Source organism: Geodermatophilus dictyosporus, from assembly GCF_900115505.1.
In the GTDB taxonomy this organism is placed as follows: domain Bacteria; phylum Actinomycetota; class Actinomycetes; order Mycobacteriales; family Geodermatophilaceae; genus Geodermatophilus; species Geodermatophilus dictyosporus.
In genome coordinates this window covers 194872-213107 of the sequence record NZ_FOWQ01000001.1, presented here as the reverse complement: position 1 = coordinate 213107, position 18236 = coordinate 194872, and the positions used below count along the sequence as shown (strand labels likewise).

Below are 18236 nucleotides of genomic sequence, written 5' to 3'. Positions count from 1 at the left end.
GTGGCATCGGCAGCATCGCGGTGGTCCACCGGGCGCAGCTGTCCCCGTCCGAGCTCGAACGGGTGGGCGGCCAGCTGCCCACCCGGCCGTGGGGTCGCGACGAGGCCAGACTGGACCGGTGACCTCCCCGACCGACGGGCTGCGGGCGGCGTGGGGCGTCGTCCGCCTGCTCAACACCTCCGGCGGCGGCGTCCTGTGCCTGGCCGGCGCGGTCGACGGCGCCGCCGTCGCCTCCTTCCACCGCCGCTACGGCCGGGAGCCGGCCCACGTCGCGGTCATCGACGCCCGCTCGGTCACCTCGCTGTCGCCGCCGGTGGTCGAGCTGCTGGTCGAGCACCTGGTCGCCGGGTACCGCGCCGGACGGCCGGTGCTGCTGCGCCGCTCGGCGCCGGTCGAGCGGGCCCTCGCCGGTGTGATCTGAGCCGGTTCACCCCCCGTTCACGTCCCCATCGCCGCGGCGCAACGACCCGCACGGAGCCTCGGAGGGGTCCGCACACCCCGATCGAGGAGGAGGAGCCCCGTGCTCACCACCGCCCGCGCCCTGCTGCGCCGCTTCGACCAGTACACCCTCGAGGTGTTCAACCCCGGCCTGCCCTACCGGCCGCGCACCGACCGCCGGCCCCAGCGGGGCTGACCCTCACAGCCACTCGCCGCGCAGCGCCGGCCAGACCCGGTCGAGGTCGTCGGTGCCCGCCTGGTCCCCGTTGCACGAGACGGCGACCGCGACCCGCCGGTCGCCCGACACGGCGAAGCCGCTGAGGAACCCGGCCCACGAGCCCGCGTGGGACAGCGGCCCGGTGCGCTCGACGAAGAGCCCCGCGCCGTACCCCGTACTGCCCTCCACCGGGACCGGGTCGCCCACCTGGGCGGCCAGCAGCTCCGGGCCGCCCAGCGCCCCGGTCCGGTAGACGTCGGCCCAGCGCACCAGCTCCGACGGCGTCGTCTGCACCGACCCGTCGCCCACCTGCTCGAAGCGCGACCCCGCGGGCTGCCACGGGACGCTGGTCGCCGTCCGCGTGTAGCTGCGCGCCGACGTGACGTCGGCGTTCGCGGGGTCGGCGCCGGACGGGTCGAGGACCATCGCCAGGTCCAGCGGCCCGAACACCCGGTCGGCCAGGAACTCCGCCAGCGGCCGGCCGGCGGCCGCGGCGACCACCTCGGCCAGCAGCACGTAGTTGCTGTTGGAGTAGTCGAACCGCGCACCCGGCGGGGCGGCGAGCTCCGGGTGCGCGGCGATGGCGGCCAGCGCGTCCTGCTGGGTCCTCCGGTCGGTGAGCAGCACCCCGGCCGCCTCGAGGTCGGCCAGGTAGTCCGGGATGCCGCTGGTCTGGTGCACCAGGTGCCCGAGCGTCACGGTGCCGGCCCAGGCGGGCAGGTCCGGCACCCACCGCGACAGGGGGTCGCCGAGCGCGACGACGCCGTCCTGCTCGAGCAGCAGCACCGCGGTGGCGGTGAACTGCTTGCTCACCGAGCCGACGTCGAGGGTCGTCGACGTGGTCAGGGGGCGGCCGCTGGCCAGGTCGGCCAGGCCGCGGGCGCCGGCCCACACGACCTCGCCGTCGACGCCCACGGCCGCCGAGCAGCCGGGGGCGTCGTCGGCCAGCACGCGCTCGAGCAGCGCGTCGCTGTCCCGGCTGCTGCGCTCGACGTCGACCCGGTCCGGAACCGTCGCAGTGGTCGTCGCGGTGGTCCCCGTCGCCCCGGTGCAGCCCGCGAGGAGGAGGCACGCGGCGAGCAGCGTCGCGGGGCGGGAGGACCGGCGTCCGGGCACGGGCGCATCCTCCCGTCGGGGACTGGCCCGCGGGGGCACGGCTCGGCCAGGATCGCGCCGAGAGCCGCGGCGACGGCGCCGCGGCGTCCCCGGAGGTCGTCCATGGACTCGGCGCTCGCCACCGTCGCGCTGCCCCTCGCCCTGGCCGTCGTGATGCTCGGCCTGGGCCTGTCGCTCACCGTCGACGACTTCGTGCGGGTCACCCGCCGCCCCCGGGCGGCGGTGGTCGCGCTGGTGCTGCAGGTCGTCGTGCTGCCGGTGATCTGCCTGGGCCTCGTCCTCGCCGCCGGCCTCGACCCGCTGCTGGCGGTCGGGATGGTGCTGCTGGCGGCCTCCCCCGGCGGGACGACGGCCAACCTGTTCAGCCACCTCTTCCGCGGCGACGTCGCCCTCAACGTCTCGCTGACGGCGGTCAACTCGCTGCTGGCCGTGGTCACCCTGCCGCTGGTCACCAACCTCGCCGTCGCCGTCTTCGACCCGCCCGGCGCCGGCGCCGTCGGCCTGCAGTTCGGCAAGTCGGTGCAGGTCTTCGCGATCGTGCTGGTGCCGGTGGCCGTCGGCATGCTCGTCCGGCGCGCGCGGCCGGCCTTCGCCGACCGGATGGACCGGCCCGTGCGGATCGCCTCGGCGGTCGTCCTGGCGCTGGTCATCGCGGGCACGATCGTGGCCGAGCGCGAGAACGTGGTCGGCTACCTGCAGCAGGTCGGCGTCGTCGTCCTGGTGTTCTGCCTGACCAGCCTGCTGCTCGGGTTCGGCGTGCCGCGGCTGCTCGGCGTCGGGCACCGGCAGGCCATCGCCTGCGCCTTCGAGATCGGCGTGCACAACAGCACGCTGGCCATCGCCATCGCGATCACCGTGCTGGGCAGCGTGCAGCTCGCCGTGCCGGCCGCGGTCTACGGCGTGGTGATGTTCCCGGTCGCGGCCCTGGTCGGCTACGCGATCACCCGCTCGTCCCGGTCGCGGTACGGGACGTCGGTCGCGTCCTGAGGTGCCCTCCCGGGCGCACCGGGTCGCGCGGGAGGAGCCGGGAGCGCCCGGACCCCAGGGCCCCGGCGCTCCCCGAGGTCCGGGCGAGCCCCGCGCTCACTGCCGCGGGCGCGCTCCGGCCTCGTCGTCCTGACGGTCCTGGCGCAGCGCGTCCTCGCTGAGCAGCACCGCTGCCGCCTCCACGGTCGACGGCTCGACCGCGCCGACCGGCACGGCAGGGGCCGGCACGGCGGGGGCCCGCACGGCGGGAGCCGGCGCACCCGACAGTGCTGCGGCAGCCGGCGGGCGCTGCACCCGGGGACGGGCCGACACGGCCGGCACGCCGTCCGGGTGCGCGGCGCCCCACTCGCGCTCGACGTCGTCGAGCAGGGCCTCGAGGTAGGCGCGCAGCTGGATGCGGCAGGCCTGGCTGAATGCCTGGAGGTAGACCACCTGCTCCTGCAGCTCCGCGGCCGTGCGGGAGTCGTCGTCCCCGGCCGTGCCCGACGAGGCGGCCTGGGCGGAGATCACGGCGGCGGCCTCCTGCGCCGCCTGGATCATCGCGCCGACCTTCTCGCGCGCCTGCCGCACCTGGTCCTCGTAGTGCTCGCGGGCCTCGGTGGTCACCACGCGGCTGAAGGCCTCGGCCTCGGCCACGTACTGGTCGGCGGTCTGCTGAGCCGCCGCGAGGATCCCCACGGCCTGGGTCGAGGGCGCCTCGCGCCGCTGCTCGCCGTCGATCCGGGCCTCCAGGTCGTGCACCCGGTCCCGCAGCTCGGCCTTCTCCGCGTGCAGCTTGGCCAGCTCCTCGCCCACGCGGTCGAGGAAGCGGTCCACCTGGGTGTCGTCGTACCCGGGGTGGAAGACGGTGGCCCGGCCGAACCGCACGTCGCGGACATCGGCGGGGGTCAGTCGCCGTCCGCCGGTCCACGCGGCGGACTCGGTGGTGGTGGTCATGTGGTCACCTTTCCGTCAACGTCCGGCCCCGGGCGGCTGGGGGCGAAGACCTCGGTGCGGATGCGGTCCCGGGGCAGTCCGTGCTGCAGCAGCCGTTCGACGGTGTCCTCGACCATCGCCGGAGGTCCGGCGACGTAGGCCTCCCGGCTCGCCCACGGCCCGGAGCGCACCACCACCTCGCCGACGTCACCGTGCGCCAGCCGTGAGTGCTCGTCCTCGGAGACGGCCACGGTGACGGTGAGCCAGGGGTGCTCGCGCTCGAGCCGCTCCAGGTCCGCCCGGTCGTAGAGGTCGTCCTCGAGGCGGACGCCGACGAAGAGGTCCACCCGCCGGGGCGGGCCGGTGCGGGCGACGTGGTCGATGATCGCCTTGAGCGGTGCCAGCCCCGTGCCGCCCGCCACCAGCAGCAGGTCGCGGTCGGACTCGGGGTCGAAGCGCAGGTGGTCCACCGGGGGGCCCAGGCGGAGCACGTCCCCGACGTCGACCTGCCGCACCAGGGCGGTGCTGACCGGCCCGCCGGCCCGCGCCCGTGCGTGGATCTCGAGCTCGCCGTCGGGCCGGTGGGCGTTGGCCGGTGAGTAGTAGCGCCACAGCCGCGGCCGCCGCTCCGTCTCCAGCGAGATCGACTCCCCGGGGCGGTAGGGCAGCGGGACCACCGGCCGCAGGCGCAGGACGGCGGTGTCGACGGTGCGCCGCTCGTGCGCGACGACCTCGGCCTCCCACCAGGGCGGCTGGTCGGCCATCTCCTCGGCAGCCTCGACCATCACCGAGGCGACCAGCTCGTAGGCCGCCGTCCAGTCCGCGGCCAGCGCGTCGTCCCAGTCGTCGTCGAAGTGCTCGAGCGTGGCCAGCAGGCTCGCCCCCACCGCGGGGTAGTGCTCGGTCACCGTCCCGAACTTGCGGTGGTCGCGCCCCAGCTGCTGCAGGATCGGCACGAGGGAGTCCAGGTCGTCGACCCGGGCGACCACCTCGCCGAGCGCGGCGAACAGCCGGTCGCGCTGGTGTGCCATCGAGACCGGGAACATCTGCCGGGTCTCGGGGTGGGCGAGGAACAGGTGCGCGTAGAACCACAGCGGCGCCTCGTCCCCGGCGGCCGCGGCCTTGGCGAAGTTCGCCCGCATCGCGGGAATGTCCACGAAACGCCCCCCGTGAACCGGCGTCGTGCGGTCCGGCCGGCCGGCCGGACCGTCGGGACGCCGCTGCCTCGTCCTGCCGCGGTCACCGCCCCGTGAGGACCCCTCCGGCCCGCTGGACTGCGGGTTCACGCGGACGACGAGGAGTCCGGGCGCACTCTAACCACGCGTCCCCGCCGACGGCTAGACCTGTACCGGTACCTCCGCAGTTCCTTTTGGCAGTCGCTCCTGGCAGGGTCGGGCGCGAGGAGCGCCGGTCCGCGGTCGCCCCTCCCCCTGGCAGGCCGGGACGGGCGGGCACGGTCACGGGGCGCTCCACCGCTGGACAGCGCCGTACCGCGTCCGTCGCACGTCCCGAGGAGGACCATGCTCTCCGACCGCTCCCGACCCGTCGTCGAGGCGACGCTGCCGGTGGTCGCCGACCACATCGGCGAGATCGCGAAGCGCTTCTACGCGCACCTGTTCAGCGCCCACCCTGAGCTGTTCGACGGGGTCTTCAACCGCGGGAACCAGGCGGAGGGCACCCAGCAGGTGGCGCTCGCCGGCTCGGTCGCCGTCTTCGCCGGCGCGCTGGTGCAGACCCCGGAGCAGGTCCCCGAGCGCCTGCTGTCGCGGATCGCGCACAAGCACGCCTCGCTGGGCATCACACCGGCGCAGTACGACGTCGTCCACGAGCACCTGTTCTGGGCCATCGTCGACGTCCTGGGCGACGCGGTCACCCCCGAGGTCGCCGCCGCCTGGGACGAGGTCTACTGGCTGATGGCCTACGCGCTGATCAACCAGGAGCGCGGCCTCTACAGCGCCGGCGGGGTGCGCCCGGAGACCGTGTGGCGCGAGTGGGAGGTCGCCGAGAGGATCGACGAGACCCGCGACGTCGTCACCTTCCGGGTCCGGCGGGTCGACGACCGGCTGGTCAAGACCTCCCTGCCCGGCCAGTACGTGACGGTGCAGGTCCCGATGCCCGACGGGGTGCACCAGCCGCGGCAGTACAGCCTCACCCGGGCCGACGACGGCGAGCACCGCCAGTTCTCGGTCAAGCGGGTCCGCGGTGGGGGCAGGCCGGACGGCGAGGTCTCCAACCACCTGTGCGACCGGGTCGGGGTCGGTGACCGGCTGAGGATGTCGCTGCCCTTCGGCGACGTCGTCCTCGACGACTCCGGCCGGCCGGTGGTCTTCGCCAGCGCGGGCATCGGCATCACGCCGATGGCGGGGATGCTCTCGCACCTGACGGTGGCCGGCTCGCACCTGCCCGTCACGCTGTTGCACGCCGACCTCGACGAGGAGTCCTTCGCCCTGCGGGAGCAGGTGCTGTCGGACGTGCGCCGGCTGCCCGGCGCCACCGTGCACACCTGGTACGAGCGGGGGGCGCACAGCACCCTCCCGGTCGACTCCGTGCACGCCGGGGTCATGGACCTCGACGCCGTCGACCTGCCCGAGGGGGCCGCCTACGTCCTCTGCGGCCCGTTGCCGTTCATGCGGGCCGTGCGCAGCGCCCTGCTCGACCGGGGCGTGCCCGCCCGCGACGTCCAGTACGAGGTGTTCGGCCCGGACCTGTGGCAGGCCGACTCGCAGACCGAGCCCTCACCCAGTGCCGCGCACGCCGGGGCCGCCTGACCGGTCGGCCGGACCGCGGCGGCTGGCGCCCTCGAGGACGCGGTGCGGGTCCGTGGCGGCGGCCAGCGCGGCCAGCCGCTCGCGGACGGCGGGCGTCGGCGTCCGCGCCAGCACGTCGGGGGACGGGCCGACGCCGTGCGCCGCCTCCCGCCCGCCGGTGTCGGGGCCGAGGACGTCGGCCAGCTCCTCCACGCAGGCCCAGGTCGCCGCCCGCTGCTCGGCACCGGCGCCGCCGACCACCCGCACCGCCAGCCGCGCCTCGCGGTGGCACAGCGCGCTGCCGCGCTCGGGCACCCAGCCGACCGCGCCGCCGAGCAGCCGCAGCTCCACCGCCCGCGGCGCGCACCGCCGGGCCGCGGCCAGCAGCGCGTCGGCGCCGGCCACCGGCAGCCGGTCGAGCAGCAGCGAGGACTCGACGCCGTCCGCGGGCACGGGCGCGGTGCCGAGGTCGCCGGGACGCCGGACGACGACGTCGTCGCGCCGGGGCGGCACCGCGCCGCGCAGCCCGTCGAGGACCGCGGCGCCGTCGGCGGGATCACCGGTCCAGGCGAACCGCACCGCGACGGTGTCCCGCCCGGACGGGGGCCGCACCAGGAGCAGCGTCGTCCCGGCCTGCGGCGGCAGCGCGGCCGACCAGGTCCGCCAGCGGGCCAGGACCGCGGCGGCGTCGGCGCCGGCCCAGTGCAGCCAGCCGGCGTGCACGGTGGGGGCGGCCAGCAGGTCCAGCTCGACGGCGGTCACCACGCCGAGACCGGGCCCGCCGCCGCGGACCCCCCAGAACAGCTCCGGCGCGTCCTCGGCGGTCACACGGCGCAGCACGCCGTCACCGGTGACCAGCTCGACGGCCCGCACCCGGTCCGGCACCGGCCCGTAGGTGCGCGCGAGCGGCCCCACTCCCCCGCCGGTCACCGCGTCGGCGACCCGCTCGGCCGGCGTCGGGCCGGTGACCGGGGCAACTCCGCACCGCGCGGCGGCCTCGGCCAGCCGCCGCCACCGCACCCCGCCGCCGACCCGCGCCCACCCCGCCTGCGACACGGTCACCTCGTCGAGCGCGTCGACGTCGACCACCAGTCCGCGTCCCGCCGCGCCCCCCACGGGGACGCCGTGCCGGCCGGCCAGCCGCAGCGCGGCGACGACGTCGCCGGGCGCGGCCGCCGACACCACCCCGCCGGCCAGGCGCGCCCCCGGGGACAACCGCCCGCGCAGCGCGGTGGCGAGGTCGGCGGGCAACACGGGCGGCGGTGCGAGCGGCATGGCGGGTCTCCGGACGGGGTGGCGACGGTGACCCGATCGTGCGCGCCCGACTTGCCGTGACCTTGTCACGGGCTTGGGGAACGAAACCGGTGCCGACACCGCAGGTGAGGCCCTAGCCTGCAGACCGATGTCCGTGACCTCGTTCCGCGTGCTCGGGCCCGTCGAGGTCTGGCGCGACGGCGCGCTGCTGCCGACCCGGTCACCGCGCCACCGCGCTGTGTTGGCGGCGCTGCTCGTCGACGCCGGGCGCACCGTCCCGGTGGACCTGCTCGTCGACCGGGTCTGGAGCGGCCAGCCGCCCACCGCCGTCTCGGCGACGCTGCAGTCGATCGTGTCGCGGCTGCGCCGCGAGCTCGAGCCCGACGCCCCGAACGGCCGGTGGACGCTGCTGGTCACTCGCGAGCCCGGGTACCGGCTGGACGTGGCGCCGGAGGACGTCGACGCCATCCGCTTCGTCCAGCTGCTGCGCGCCGCCCGCGACCTGGCCGCCCGGGACGACGCCGCGCGGGCGCGCGCCGCGGTCACCGAGGGGCTGGCGCTGTGGCGCGGCCCGGCCTACGCCGACGTGTCGGCCACCTTCGCCGGGGAGGAGTCCGAGCGGCTCGAGCAGCTGCGGCTGGCCGCCCGGGAGCTCGCCGCGGAGCTGGACCTGCGGCTGGGCCGGCACGCCGAGATCGTCGACGACGTCCGCGAGCTGCTGCGCGCCGAGCCGCTGCGCGAGGGGCTGCGGGCGTCGCTGGTGCTGGCGCTGTACCGGTGCGGCCGGCAGGCCGAGGCCCTGGAGGTGTACGAGGAGGGCCGCCGGCTGCTCGCCGACGGGCTCGGCGTCGACCCCGGCCGGCCGCTGCAGGAGCTCCACGAGCGGATCCTGCGGCAGGACCCGGCGCTGGCCGCGCCGCGCCCGGCCGCTGCCGCACCCGCCGCGGCGCCCACCCCGGCACCGGTGCCGGTGCCGGCCGAGCCGGCGGCGCCCCGCCCGCTGCGGCCGCTGCCGGTGCCGCTGACCGCCTTCGTCGGGCGCGCCCGCGAGCTGGCCGCCGTCGCCGCGGCGCTGGGCGGCCGGCGGCTGGTGACCCTGGTCGGCCCGGGCGGCAGCGGCAAGACCCGGCTGGCGCTGGAGGCCGCCCGCCGCCGCCCCGCGGGGTCGCCGCCGGCGGTGCTCGCCGAGCTGGCCGGTGTCGAGGACCCCGACCTGGTGGCCGCGCAGGTGGCCACCGTCCTGGGCGTGAGCCTGACGGCGGGCGACCCGGTCGGCGCCGTCGCCACCGCGCTGCAGGACCGGCCGCTGCTGCTGGTGCTGGACAACTGCGAGCACGTCGTCGCGGCCGCCGCCGCGCTGTGCGCCGAGCTGCTGCCCCGCTGCCCCGACCTGCAGGTGCTGGCCACCTCCCGGGAGCCGCTCGGGCTGCCCGGCGAGGCGGTGCTGCCCTGCGGGCCGATGCCGGCCGGCGCCCCGGGCAGCGACGCCGAGCAGCTGTTCCTCGACCGCGCCCGGCTGGTCGCCCCGCACCTGGCCGACCCGTCGGAGCCCGACCTGCGGCGGGTGCGCGACCTGGTGGCCGCCCTCGACGGGCTGCCGCTGGCCGTCGAGCTGGCCGCCGCCTGCCTGACCACGCTGCCGCTGGCCGAGGTGGCCGAGCGGGTCGACGACCGCTTCGCGCTGCTGTCGGGGGGCTGGCGCACCGCCGTCCCGCACCAGCGGACGCTGGCCGCGACCGTGCAGTGGAGCGTCGACCTGCTCACCCCGGCCGAGCTGGCCGTGTTCCGCGCCGTGTCGGTGCTGCCGGGCAGCTTCGGCCCCGACGCGGTGGAGGCGGTCGCCGGGCCCGAGGTCGGCGGTGCCGCGGTGGCGCTGCTGCGGGAGCTGGTGGCCAAGTCGCTGGTCGAGCTCGACCACGGCGCCGGCCGCTACCGGATGCTCGAGACCCTGCGGCAGTACGCCGAGCAGGGCCTGGACGACGCGCTCGCCCGGCGGCTGCGCGACCGGCTGGTCGGCCACGTCGTCGCCCTGGTGGAGCGGCTCGAGCCCACGCTGCGCCGCGCCGAGTGGACCGCCAGCGCCCGCCGGCTCGACGCGGCGCAGCCGGCGGTCCGGGCCGCCCTGGCGCACGCGCTGGCCACCGGACAGGGCGAGCCGGCGCTGCGGATCGCCTCGGCGCTGTCGTGGTGGTGGTACCGCCGCGGGCACGTGCAGGAGGGCCGCCGCTGGCTGTTCAGCGCGCTGGAGGCCACCCCCGACGCGCCGCCGCGGGTGCGCAGCGGCGCGCTGCTCGGCGACGCGCTGCTGGCCTACCTCTCCGGCGACGCCCCCTCGATCTGGGCGCGGACCAACGAGATCGTGTCGGCCGACGCGGGCGACTCCGACGGCGTCCTGGCGCTGGCCTTGGTGCTGCGCGGGTTCGTGCGGGCGCTGCTCGGTCAGGCCGACCCCGACGGGGAGACCGCCCGCGACATCGCCCGCGGCCTGGAGCTCGCCCAGGCGTCGGGCATCGCGTGGGTGCAGGCCGAGATCGCCATGACGCTGGGCCAGTTCGCGCGGGTGGCCGGCGACGCCGAGGGCGCGCTGGAGCACCTCGACCGCGCCGAGCGGCTCGCGCTCGGCCTGGGCCACTCGTGGGCGCACTCGTCGGCACTGTGGATCCGCGCCAAGGTGCTCATCGAGCTGGGCCGGGCCCCCGAGGCGCTGGCCCACCTGTGGCGGATGGTCGACCTGACCCACCAGGAGGGCGACGCCACCGGCACGCTGGCCGGGCTGCTCACCGCCGTCGGCGCGGCCGTGGCCGGCGGGCGGGCCCGCGACGGCGCCGTCCTGCTCGGTGCGGTGCGGTCCAGCGCGCGGATGGTCGGCTACGACCCGCTGCGGATGGACCCGGTCGACGGCGGGCGCTACGTCGCCGCGCTCGAGGCCGCGCTCGACCCGCACGACCTGGCCGCCGCGGTGGCCCGGGGGTCGGGGCTCGAGCTCGGCGGGGCCGTCGCGCTGGTGGGCCGGCTGGCCGGGGAGGCACCGGGGACACCGGAGGCACCCGGGGCGCTGGCCGGCTCGGCGCGCTGAGCCGGCGGCCGCAGCGCCGCGTAGTGCCGGGCGAGGTCGGGCAGCTGGTGGTGGGCGTTGAGCCCGCTCGGGTTGGGCAGCACCCAGGTCTCCGCCCCGCCCAGCCGCCGCTCCTGCCGCCCCCACGGGGCGCCCCGCCGGTCGACGGCCAGCCGCCACGCGGTGCCGCCGAGCACCGCCACCACCCGCGGGTGGTGGAGGGCGACCAGCTCCTCGAGCGCGGCCACGCCCGCGCGCAGCTCGCCGGGGGTCAGCTCGGCGGCGGTGCGCGTGGGGCGGTCGACCAGGTTGGTGACGCCGAGGCCGAAGAGCAGCAGTTCGCGGTCCTCCTCGGGGCGCAGCCGCCGCGGCGTGAGCCCGGCCAGGTGCAGCGCCGGCCAGAACCGGTTGCCCGGCCGGGCGAAGTGGTGGCCGCGGGCCGCGGACAGCAGCGAGGGGTTGATGCCGCAGAACAGCACGTCGAGGCCGGGCGCCACGACGTCGGGCAGCGGCTTGCCCACCCGGGTCATCCCGCCGGGACGGGGACCGGCGCGCCCCAGTCGACGGCGTGGTCGCGCACCCAGGCCTGGGGGTCGCGGTGGCGCAGCACCAGCGGCACCACCAGGTCGCGCACCAGGCGGCCCACGGCCGGCGGGGACTTGGCGCTGCTGGTGCGGAACCCCTGGGCGACGACCCGCTCCGCCCGCGCCCGCCGCAGGCCCTCGAACGCGCGGAGGGCCTGCTCCGGCGACAGGTCGCGCAGGCAGCGGGCGAGCACGACGGCGTCCTCGATCGCGAGCGAGGAGCCCTGGCCCGCGGCGGGCGAGGTGGCGTGCGCGGCGTCGCCGATCAGCACCGTGCGCCCGCGGGACCAGCGCCGCACGGTGGGGACGTCGTACGTCGTCCACCCGCGCAGCGGTCCGGGCGTGGCCTCGACCAGCGCCGCCACCGGTGAGCGGTCCCGCCCGTACAGGTCGGCCAGCCGGGCCCGCCACTCCGCGTCCGAGGTGCCCGCGACCTCCTCGGCCGAGGGCTCGCGCGCCAGGGGCGGGTTGGCGAACCACCACGTCCCGCCGGCCGGGGCGGCCAGGTACCCGGCGAAGGCACGGCGGCCGAAGACCATGGTCAGCCGGCCCACCTCGGCGCTGGCCGGCGTGTGCTCCGAGTAACCGGCGGTGTTGAGCACGGGCACGAACCGGGGCGGCGGACAGTCCGGGTCCACCAGCCCGCGGACCGTCGAGCGGACGCCGTCGGCGCCGACGAGGAGGTCCGCGGTCTCGGTGCGGCCGTCGGCGAACACCGCGGTGACGCCGTCGCCGGTGTCGGAGACGGCGGTCAGCCGCGAGCCGTGGCGGACCTCGATGCCGCGGCGGCGCGCCTCGCCGTGCAGGGCGCGGTAGAGGTCCGAGCGGCGCAGCGACAGGCCCGAGGTCCGCCCGGACGCCGGGGAGCCGGTCGGCAGGGTGCCCAGGACCCGGCCGGTGTGGTTGCGGAACTCGATCACCGGCGTGGGGAACCCGACGGCGCGGACGGCGTCCTCGGCGTCGACGGCCCGCAGCGCGTCGAGGCCGTTGACCTGCACGCCGAGCCAGGCGCCGACGTCCCCGGCCGGGGCGGCGCGTGCCTCGTGGACGGTCGCGGCGATGCCCACCTTCTGCAGGGCCATGGCCGCCACCGGCCCGGCGACCCCGCCGCCGACCACGATCGCTCGCGTCATGCCGGGCACCTCCCCCTGACCAGCCCTGCCCGGCATTCCCTCACACCCGGCGGCCGGTCTCCAGTCCTCCCGGCGCGCCGGCCGGGGTCAGTCCATCGCCCGCACCGCCAGCGCCGCCGCGCCGTGGACGGCGGAACTGGCCACCGCCCGCACCGTGGTGGGCCGGCCGGAGCCGCGCGCGGCGCCCAGCGCGGTGAGGACGTCGAGGAGGTTCATGGCGGCGACCAGGAGCAGCCCCCGGTCGACCTCCTCCGGGGTGCGCGCGGTCAGCCCCGCCACCGAGACCGCCAGCGCGCGGCCGAACACAGCGTCCTGCACGCCGTCCGTGCCCACCTGGCCGACCCACTCGAGGACGTCGTCGCGCACGTCCCGGTCCCGGTTGGTCCTGCACGGCGCGGACGACCTGCTGTGCACCGAGGAGTGGGCCCGCTCGCTGTGCCGGCTGGCCCGGGACGGCCGGTTCGTGTCCCTGCCCGGCGCGCACAGCTTCCCCTGGACCCACCCCGCGGCGTGGTCCGCCCCGGTGCGCCGGCTCGCCGAGCGGGGCGGCTGACGGGCCGGCCCGGTCAGCCCTGGGGCACGGCGAGCCGGTCGGCCGCCTCCCGGGCCACCTCCGGGGGCACCCAGTGGCCGCCGGCGAACTCGCGGTAGGTGACGTCGTAGCCGTCCTCGCGCAGCGCCGGCACGATCTCCCGGCTGGTGCGGTCGACCGGCAGCACGTCGTCGTCGGTGCCGTGGGAGACGAACACCGGCGGCCGCCCGGTGCGCGGGCCCGGTGGCACGAAGCCGGGCGAGAAGGCCACCACCTGCCGGAACAGCCGGCCGTTGGCCAGGCCGAGACCGAGCGCGTAGGACGCGCCGTCGGAGAAGCCGGCGACGGCGACCCGTGCGGCGTCGACCGGCACGGCGGCGAAGACCGCCGCCAGCGCCCGGTCGACGACGGCGACGTCCGGGCCGTAGCCGCCTGCGACGGCGTCCCAGGTCGCCCCCCGGGACGCCGGCGCGAGGAGGACGAGCCCGCGCTCGTCGGCCAGCGGCCGCAGCAGGCCGAGGCCGGCCTCCGCGTCCCCGCCGGCACCGTGCAGGACGACGACCAGCGGCGCCGGCGCGGACACGCCCGCCGGCGGCAGGTGCAGCAGCGGGTCGCGCGTCTCCTCGAGGCCGAGCGGGGAGGTGCCCGCCGGTGGCGGCGCGGTGCCGGGCGAGGGCGGCGCCGGGCGGGCGGTCAGCGTGGCCGCGCCGTCCCGGTCCGGTGCACCGGGCAGCCGCCCGCCGCACCCGGCCAGCAGGCCGGCGGCGGCGAGCCCCGCGGCGGCCCCGAGGAACCCGCGCCGGGTGGGCCCCTGGCCGGAGCTCAGCCCCGTGGCCCGTCCTCGGGGTCCGTCCGGCCCACGACCGCCTCCTCGTCCCCGTCTCCGTCGACGGGGCAGGACTGCCCGCGGACGGGCCGCGCCACACCCGGACGGGGCCGGTGCCAGGCTGGCGGCGTGCTGCTCGCCGACGTCGCCGCCGCCTCCGCCGCGGTGGCCGCCACCCGCTCGCGCACCGCCAAGGCCGGCGCCATCGCCGGCGTGCTGCGTCGCGCGGAGCCCGGCGAGGTCGGGCCGGTCACCGCCTGGCTGGCCGGCGACGTCCGCCAGGGCCGCCTCGGTGTCGGCTGGCGCACGCTCGCCCGGCTCGCGCACGACCCGGTGGCCGCACCGGCGCTGACCGTCGCCGCTGTCGACGACGCGCTCACCGCGCTGGCCGCCACCTCCGGCGCCGGGTCGGCGGCCCGCCGCGAGGAGCTGCTGGGCACGCTGTTCGGCGCGGCCACCGCCGACGAGCAGCGCTTCCTCGTCCGGCTGCTCACCGGCGAGCTGCGGCAGGGCGCGCTCGAGGGCGTGGTCCTCGACGCGGTGGCCGCCGCGGCCGGCGTCCCCGCCGAGGCGGTCCGGCGGGCGGCGATGCTGTCGGGCTCGCTGCCGGCCACCGCGGCCACCGCGCTGGCCGGCGGCACCGACGCGCTGGCCGCGGTGCGGCTGGAGGTGGGCCGCCCGGTGCGGCCGATGCTGGCGAGCCCCGGCTCCTCGCTCGGCGACGCGCTGGCCGACCTCGGTGCGGAGGTCACCGTCGAGCACAAGCTCGACGGCGCGCGCATCCAGGTGCACCGCGACGGCGATGAGGTGCGGGTGTGGACCCGCACGCTGCGCGAGGTCACCGGCGCGGTGCCCGAGCTGGCCGACCGGGTGCGGGCGCTGCCGTGCACGACCGCCGTCCTCGACGGGGAGACCCTCGCCCTGGACGACGACGGCGCGCCGCGGGCCTTCCAGGACACGATGAGCCGCTTCGGCAGCGCCGGCCCCGACGCGGCGGTGCTGCTGAGCCCCTTCCTGTTCGACGTGCTGCACCTCGACGGCCGCGATCTGCTCGACGAGCCGCTGGCCGTCCGCCTCGACGCGCTCGCCGGGCTGCTCGCCGCCCCCGAGCACGCGCCGCTGCGGATGCCGGGCGTGCGCCGGCCGACGCCGGAGCAGGCCGCCGGGGTGCTGGCCGACGCGCTCGCCGCCGGGCACGAGGGCGTCGTGGTCAAGGCGCTGGACGCGCCCTACGCGGCGGGCCGGCGCGGCCGGGCCTGGCAGAAGGTCAAGCCGGTGCACACCCTCGACCTGGTGGTGCTGGCCGCCGAGTGGGGCTACGGGCGGCGCACCGGGCGGCTGTCGAACATCTCGCTGGGCGCCCGTGACCCCGACGGCGGGGAGCCGGTGATGGTGGGCAAGACGTTCAAGGGCATGACCGACGAGCTGCTCGCCTGGCAGACGGCCACCTTCCCCGGGCTCGCGGTCGAGACGCCCGCGTGGGGCGTGCGGCTGCGGCCGGAGCTGGTGGTCGAGGTGGCCCTCGACGGCGCGCAGCGCAGCCCGCGCTACCCGGGCGGGGTAGCGCTGCGCTTCGCCCGCGTCGTCCGCTACCGGCCGGACAAGACGCCGGCCGAGGCCGACACCATCGACGCCGTCCGCGCCCTGCTGACCGGCTGACCCTCCGTCGGCGGCCCGCGCGGCGGCTGCGAGCATCGCCCGGTGCGGGGACGGTCGACGGCGGAGCTGCCCCGCGAGGTCGGTGTGCTCGCCGTCGTCGCCTTCGTGGTGGCGCTGGGCTTCGGCATCGTGGCCCCGGCCATCCCGCTGTTCGCCTCCTCCTTCGGTGTCGGGACGACGGCGGTCGGCCTGGCCGTGAGCGCGTTCGCCCTCTTCCGCTTCGTGTCGGCGTTCGGCGGCGGCCGGCTGGTGGAGGTGCTCGGGGAGCGCACCGTGCTCGCCGCGGGGCTGGCGATGGTGGCGGTCACCACCGGCCTGGCCGGGCTGGCGACGTCCTTCCCGGTGTTCCTGTGGCTGCGGGCCGCGGGCGGGGTCGGCAGCGCGATGTTCACGGTCGCCGCGCTGGCGCTGCTGCTGCGGGTGGCGCCGCCGACGGCGCGCGGCCGGGCCGCGGCCACCTACCAGGGCGGGTTCATCCTCGGTGGCATCGCCGGGCCGGCTGCGGGCGGGCTGCTCACCACGCTGTCCCCGCGGCTGCCGTTCTTCCTCTACGCCGGCGCGCTGCTCGCCGCCGGCGCGGTGGCGCTGGTGCTGCTGCGGTCGCCGTCGCAGGAGGCCGCGGACACCGCCGCGGCCGGAGCACCCGACCTCGCCGAGGGGCCGGTGCCGCTGCGGGCGGCGCTCCGGTCGCGGGCCTACGTCGCGGCGCTGGTGGCCAACCTGGGCATCGGCTGGGTGCTGTTCGGCGTCCGCAACTCGCTGGTCCCGCTCTACGTCACCGAGGAGCTGGGCCGGACGGCGGCCTGGGCCGGCGCGGGGCTGCTGGCCGGCTCGGCGGCGCAGGCGCTGGGCCTGCTCCGCTCGGGCCGGCTGGCCGACACGTGGGGACGGCGGCCGAGCCTGGTGCTGGGCGCCTCGGTGGGCACCGTGGCGATGTCGGTGCTGGTGCTGCCGCCCTCCACGGGGGCGTTCCTGCTGTCGATGGCCGGCTACGGCCTGGCCGCCTCGCTGCTGGCGAGCGTGCCCGCGGCGCTGGTCGGCGACGTCAGCCCCGCCCGGGGCGGCCGGGTGGTGGCCGTGTTCCAGATGGCCGCCGACCTCGGGGCCGTCGTCGGCCCGCTGGTGGCCGGCTGGCTCACCGACGTCGCCTCCTACCAGGTGGCGTTCGCGGTGAGCACGGCCGTGGTCGGGGCGGGGCTGGTCGCCGCGCTCGCGCTGCCGCGCCGGTGAGCGCCCGGCCGGGTGCTCAGACGGTGTCGTCGCCGCGGCCGGCCAGCCGGTCGACGAACCGGTCGACCGGGTGCGGCTGCTCACCCGGGGCGAGCGGCTCGCCGGGCGTGAGCACCCACAGGACGGCGTAGAGGACGAGGCCGGCGCCGCCGGCCAGGGTCAGCGCGACGACGGCGGCGCGCCACAGCACGGCGTCGACGCCGGTGTAGCCGGCCAGGCCGCCGCAGACGCCGCCGAGCATCCGGTCGGACCGGCTGCGCCGCAGCTCCCGCTGCGGGGCGGGGACGGTCGGGAGGGCGGTGGGGGGAAGGGGGTTCGAGGTCATGGCACGAGCCTGCCGGGACCGGCGGCCCCGGGACATCGGGGGACGCCCGGAGCGCACCCGGATCCGTCCCTGGCCCGGTACCCCGACCGGACCCCGATCAGAGCCCGGCCACCCGCGGGGCGACCTCGGTGCCGAGCAGCTCGATGCCCCGCAGCAGGTCGGCGTGCGCCAGCCGCGGGTTGGTCATCTGCAAGGCCACCCGGTCGACGCCCCCGAGCTGCCCGGAGACCCGCTGCAGCTTGGCCGCCACGGTGTCGGGGTCGCCCGTGAAGAAGGCGCCGTCCGGGCCGCTGGTGGCGTCGAACTGCGCACGGGTGGGCCGGGCGAAGCCGCGCTCGCGGGAGATCTTCGCGAACATCTCGTGCCAGCCGGGGTAGATGGTGTCGGCGGCGGCCTGGGTGCTCTCGGCGACGTAGCCGAACACGTGCAGCCCGACCCGCAGGGTGTCGGGGGCGTGCCCGGCCTGGGCGCCGGCACGGCGGTAGAGGTCGACGAGGGGCGCGAACTGCCGCGGCTCGCCGCCGATGATCGCGACCATCAGCGGCAGGCCGAGCAGCCCGGCGCGGACGAAGGACTCCGGCGAGCCGCCGACGCCGACCCAGATCGGCAGCGGGTCCTGCACCGGCCGGGGATAGACGCCCTGCCCGGTGAGCGCCGGGCGGTGCCGGCCCGACCAGGTGACGTGCTCGGACGCGCGGATGCGCAGCAGCAGGTCCAGCTTCTCGTCGAACAGCTCGTCGTAGTCGGCCAGCGACAGCCCGAAGAGCGGGAACGCCTCGGTGAAGGAACCGCGGCCGACGACGAGGTCGATGCGGCCCTTCGCGATCAGGTCGAGGGTGGCGAACTGCTGGAACACCCGCACCGGGTCGGCCGCCGACAGCACGGCGACCGCGCTGCCGAGCCGGATCCGCCCGGTGCGCGCGGCGGCCGCGGCGAGGATCACCGGGGGTGCCGAGTCGTAGTACTCGGGCCGGTGGTGCTCGCCGATGCCGAAGGAGTACAGCCCCACCCGGTCGGCGAGCTCGATCTCCTCGAGCAGGTGCTCCATGCGCTCCGCGGGGCCGACGACGTGCCCCGTCGAGGGGTCGGTCACCGCTGCCACGAAGCTGTCGACGCCGAGGTGCACGGGGGTCCTCCAGTCCTGCGGGCGCCGGCGGGCGGACCACCGTTCAACGCTCAACCGCAGTGAACCAGGTCGCGACGACGACGGCGCCCGTC

Annotated in this window: 16 protein-coding genes and 1 pseudogene; 7 read left to right on the top strand and 10 right to left on the bottom strand. The window is 77.7% G+C overall.

The annotated features are described in order from the left end of the window. Positions 1 to 118 precede the first annotated feature (118 nt). Positions 119 to 421 carry a hypothetical protein gene (locus BMZ33_RS01050; RefSeq protein WP_091106916.1) on the top strand — a complete coding sequence of 101 codons (303 nt, stop codon included), beginning with the start codon at positions 119 to 121 and terminating at the stop codon, positions 419 to 421. A 216-nt stretch (positions 422 to 637) separates the two neighbouring features. Here the strand turns inward: BMZ33_RS01050 and BMZ33_RS01045 are convergent, their stop codons facing one another. Next, a complete protein-coding gene (locus tag BMZ33_RS01045) occupies positions 638 to 1771 on the bottom strand; it encodes a serine hydrolase domain-containing protein (RefSeq protein WP_091106914.1) in 1134 nt (377 codons plus the stop codon). Positions 1772 to 1873: 102 nt separating this feature from the next. On the opposite strand from BMZ33_RS01045, the gene BMZ33_RS01040 reads away from it, so the two are divergent. Further along, positions 1874 to 2758, top strand: a complete 885-nt coding sequence (locus BMZ33_RS01040; RefSeq protein WP_091106912.1) for a bile acid:sodium symporter family protein — start codon at positions 1874 to 1876, stop codon at positions 2756 to 2758. Positions 2759 to 2854: 96 nt separating this feature from the next. Here BMZ33_RS01040 and BMZ33_RS01035 read toward each other — a convergent pair whose 3' ends face one another. Both BMZ33_RS01035 and BMZ33_RS01030 read right to left on the bottom strand, forming a co-directional pair. Further along, on the bottom strand, positions 2855 to 3694 hold the full coding sequence (locus BMZ33_RS01035; RefSeq protein WP_091106911.1) for a DivIVA domain-containing protein: 840 nt from the start codon (positions 3692 to 3694) through the stop codon (positions 2855 to 2857). Continuing rightward, entirely contained in the window at positions 3691 to 4830 is a 1140-nt protein-coding gene (locus BMZ33_RS01030) for a globin domain-containing protein (protein ID WP_091106908.1), read from the bottom strand. The genes BMZ33_RS01035 and BMZ33_RS01030 overlap by 4 nt, the downstream gene beginning before the upstream one ends. Before the next feature lie 363 nt (positions 4831 to 5193). Between BMZ33_RS01030 and BMZ33_RS01025 the strand changes: the two genes are divergently transcribed. After that, positions 5194 to 6441, top strand: a complete 1248-nt coding sequence (locus BMZ33_RS01025) for a globin domain-containing protein (RefSeq protein WP_091106906.1) — start codon at positions 5194 to 5196, stop codon at positions 6439 to 6441. Here the strand turns inward: BMZ33_RS01025 and BMZ33_RS01020 are convergent. Further along, the gene (locus BMZ33_RS01020) at positions 6409 to 7695 is read right to left on the bottom strand and encodes an FAD-binding oxidoreductase (RefSeq protein WP_091106904.1); all 1287 of its coding nucleotides are present in this window, start codon (positions 7693 to 7695) and stop codon (positions 6409 to 6411) included. The genes BMZ33_RS01025 and BMZ33_RS01020 overlap by 33 nt on opposite strands. A gap of 127 nt (positions 7696 to 7822) precedes the next feature. Between BMZ33_RS01020 and BMZ33_RS24780 the strand changes: the two are divergent. Beyond that, positions 7823 to 9637, top strand: a pseudogene (locus tag BMZ33_RS24780) (AfsR/SARP family transcriptional regulator); the annotation flags it as partial. A 944-nt stretch (positions 9638 to 10581) separates the two neighbouring features. On the opposite strand, the gene mug reads toward BMZ33_RS24780, so the two are convergent. The 3 genes from mug to BMZ33_RS01000 all read right to left on the bottom strand — a co-directional run bounded on the left by mug (position 10582) and on the right by BMZ33_RS01000 (position 12812). Beyond that, the gene (gene mug / locus BMZ33_RS23870; RefSeq protein WP_091106900.1) at positions 10582 to 11259 is read right to left on the bottom strand and encodes a G/U mismatch-specific DNA glycosylase; all 678 of its coding nucleotides are present in this window, start codon (positions 11257 to 11259) and stop codon (positions 10582 to 10584) included. Then, complete coding sequence (locus BMZ33_RS01005; RefSeq protein WP_091106898.1) at positions 11256 to 12446, bottom strand: FAD-dependent oxidoreductase; 1191 nt, start codon at positions 12444 to 12446, stop codon at positions 11256 to 11258. The genes mug and BMZ33_RS01005 overlap by 4 nt, the downstream gene beginning before the upstream one ends. 87 nt (positions 12447 to 12533) lie before the next feature. Then, a complete protein-coding gene (locus BMZ33_RS01000; RefSeq protein ID WP_091106896.1) occupies positions 12534 to 12812 on the bottom strand; it encodes a hypothetical protein in 279 nt (92 codons plus the stop codon). A gap of 13 nt (positions 12813 to 12825) precedes the next feature. On the opposite strand from BMZ33_RS01000, the gene BMZ33_RS22910 reads away from it, so the two are divergent. Beyond that, positions 12826 to 12999, top strand: a complete 174-nt coding sequence (locus BMZ33_RS22910; protein WP_169063719.1) for an alpha/beta fold hydrolase — start codon at positions 12826 to 12828, stop codon at positions 12997 to 12999. 13 nt (positions 13000 to 13012) lie between these two features. On the opposite strand, the gene BMZ33_RS00995 is transcribed toward BMZ33_RS22910, so the two are convergent. After that, complete coding sequence (locus BMZ33_RS00995) at positions 13013 to 13561, bottom strand: alpha/beta hydrolase (RefSeq protein ID WP_169063718.1); 549 nt, start codon at positions 13559 to 13561, stop codon at positions 13013 to 13015. 372 nt (positions 13562 to 13933) lie between these two features. On the opposite strand from BMZ33_RS00995, the gene BMZ33_RS00985 reads away from it, so the two are divergent. Then, entirely contained in the window at positions 13934 to 15463 is a 1530-nt protein-coding gene (locus tag BMZ33_RS00985) for an ATP-dependent DNA ligase (RefSeq protein WP_091106891.1), read from the top strand. A 42-nt stretch (positions 15464 to 15505) separates the two neighbouring features. Next, on the top strand, positions 15506 to 16693 hold the full coding sequence (locus BMZ33_RS00980; protein ID WP_091106889.1) for an MFS transporter: 1188 nt from the start codon (positions 15506 to 15508) through the stop codon (positions 16691 to 16693). Between the two features lie 16 nt (positions 16694 to 16709). On the opposite strand, the gene BMZ33_RS00975 is transcribed toward BMZ33_RS00980, so the two are convergent. Together BMZ33_RS00975 and BMZ33_RS00970 are read right to left on the bottom strand one after the other, a co-directional pair. Next, positions 16710 to 17018, bottom strand: a complete 309-nt coding sequence (locus BMZ33_RS00975; protein WP_091106887.1) for a PspC domain-containing protein — start codon at positions 17016 to 17018, stop codon at positions 16710 to 16712. 97 nt (positions 17019 to 17115) lie between these two features. Further along, a complete protein-coding gene (locus tag BMZ33_RS00970; protein ID WP_091106885.1) occupies positions 17116 to 18144 on the bottom strand; it encodes an LLM class flavin-dependent oxidoreductase in 1029 nt (342 codons plus the stop codon). Positions 18145 to 18236 lie beyond the last annotated feature (92 nt).

Excerpts from the sequence above, each read along its gene's own strand:
- BMZ33_RS01020 (WP_091106904.1), bottom strand. The coding sequence starts at position 7,695 with ATGCCGCTCGCACCGCCGCCCGTGTTGCCCGCCGACCTCGCCACCGCG.
- BMZ33_RS00975 (WP_091106887.1), bottom strand. The coding sequence starts at position 17,018 with ATGACCTCGAACCCCCTTCCCCCCACCGCCCTCCCGACCGTCCCCGCC.
- BMZ33_RS01035 (WP_091106911.1), bottom strand. The coding sequence starts at position 3,694 with ATGACCACCACCACCGAGTCCGCCGCGTGGACCGGCGGACGGCGACTG.
- BMZ33_RS01005 (WP_091106898.1), bottom strand. The coding sequence starts at position 12,446 with ATGACGCGAGCGATCGTGGTCGGCGGCGGGGTCGCCGGGCCGGTGGCG.
- BMZ33_RS01040 (WP_091106912.1), top strand. The coding sequence starts at position 1,874 with ATGGACTCGGCGCTCGCCACCGTCGCGCTGCCCCTCGCCCTGGCCGTC.
- BMZ33_RS01025 (WP_091106906.1), top strand. The coding sequence starts at position 5,194 with ATGCTCTCCGACCGCTCCCGACCCGTCGTCGAGGCGACGCTGCCGGTG.
- mug (WP_091106900.1), bottom strand. The coding sequence starts at position 11,259 with ATGACCCGGGTGGGCAAGCCGCTGCCCGACGTCGTGGCGCCCGGCCTC.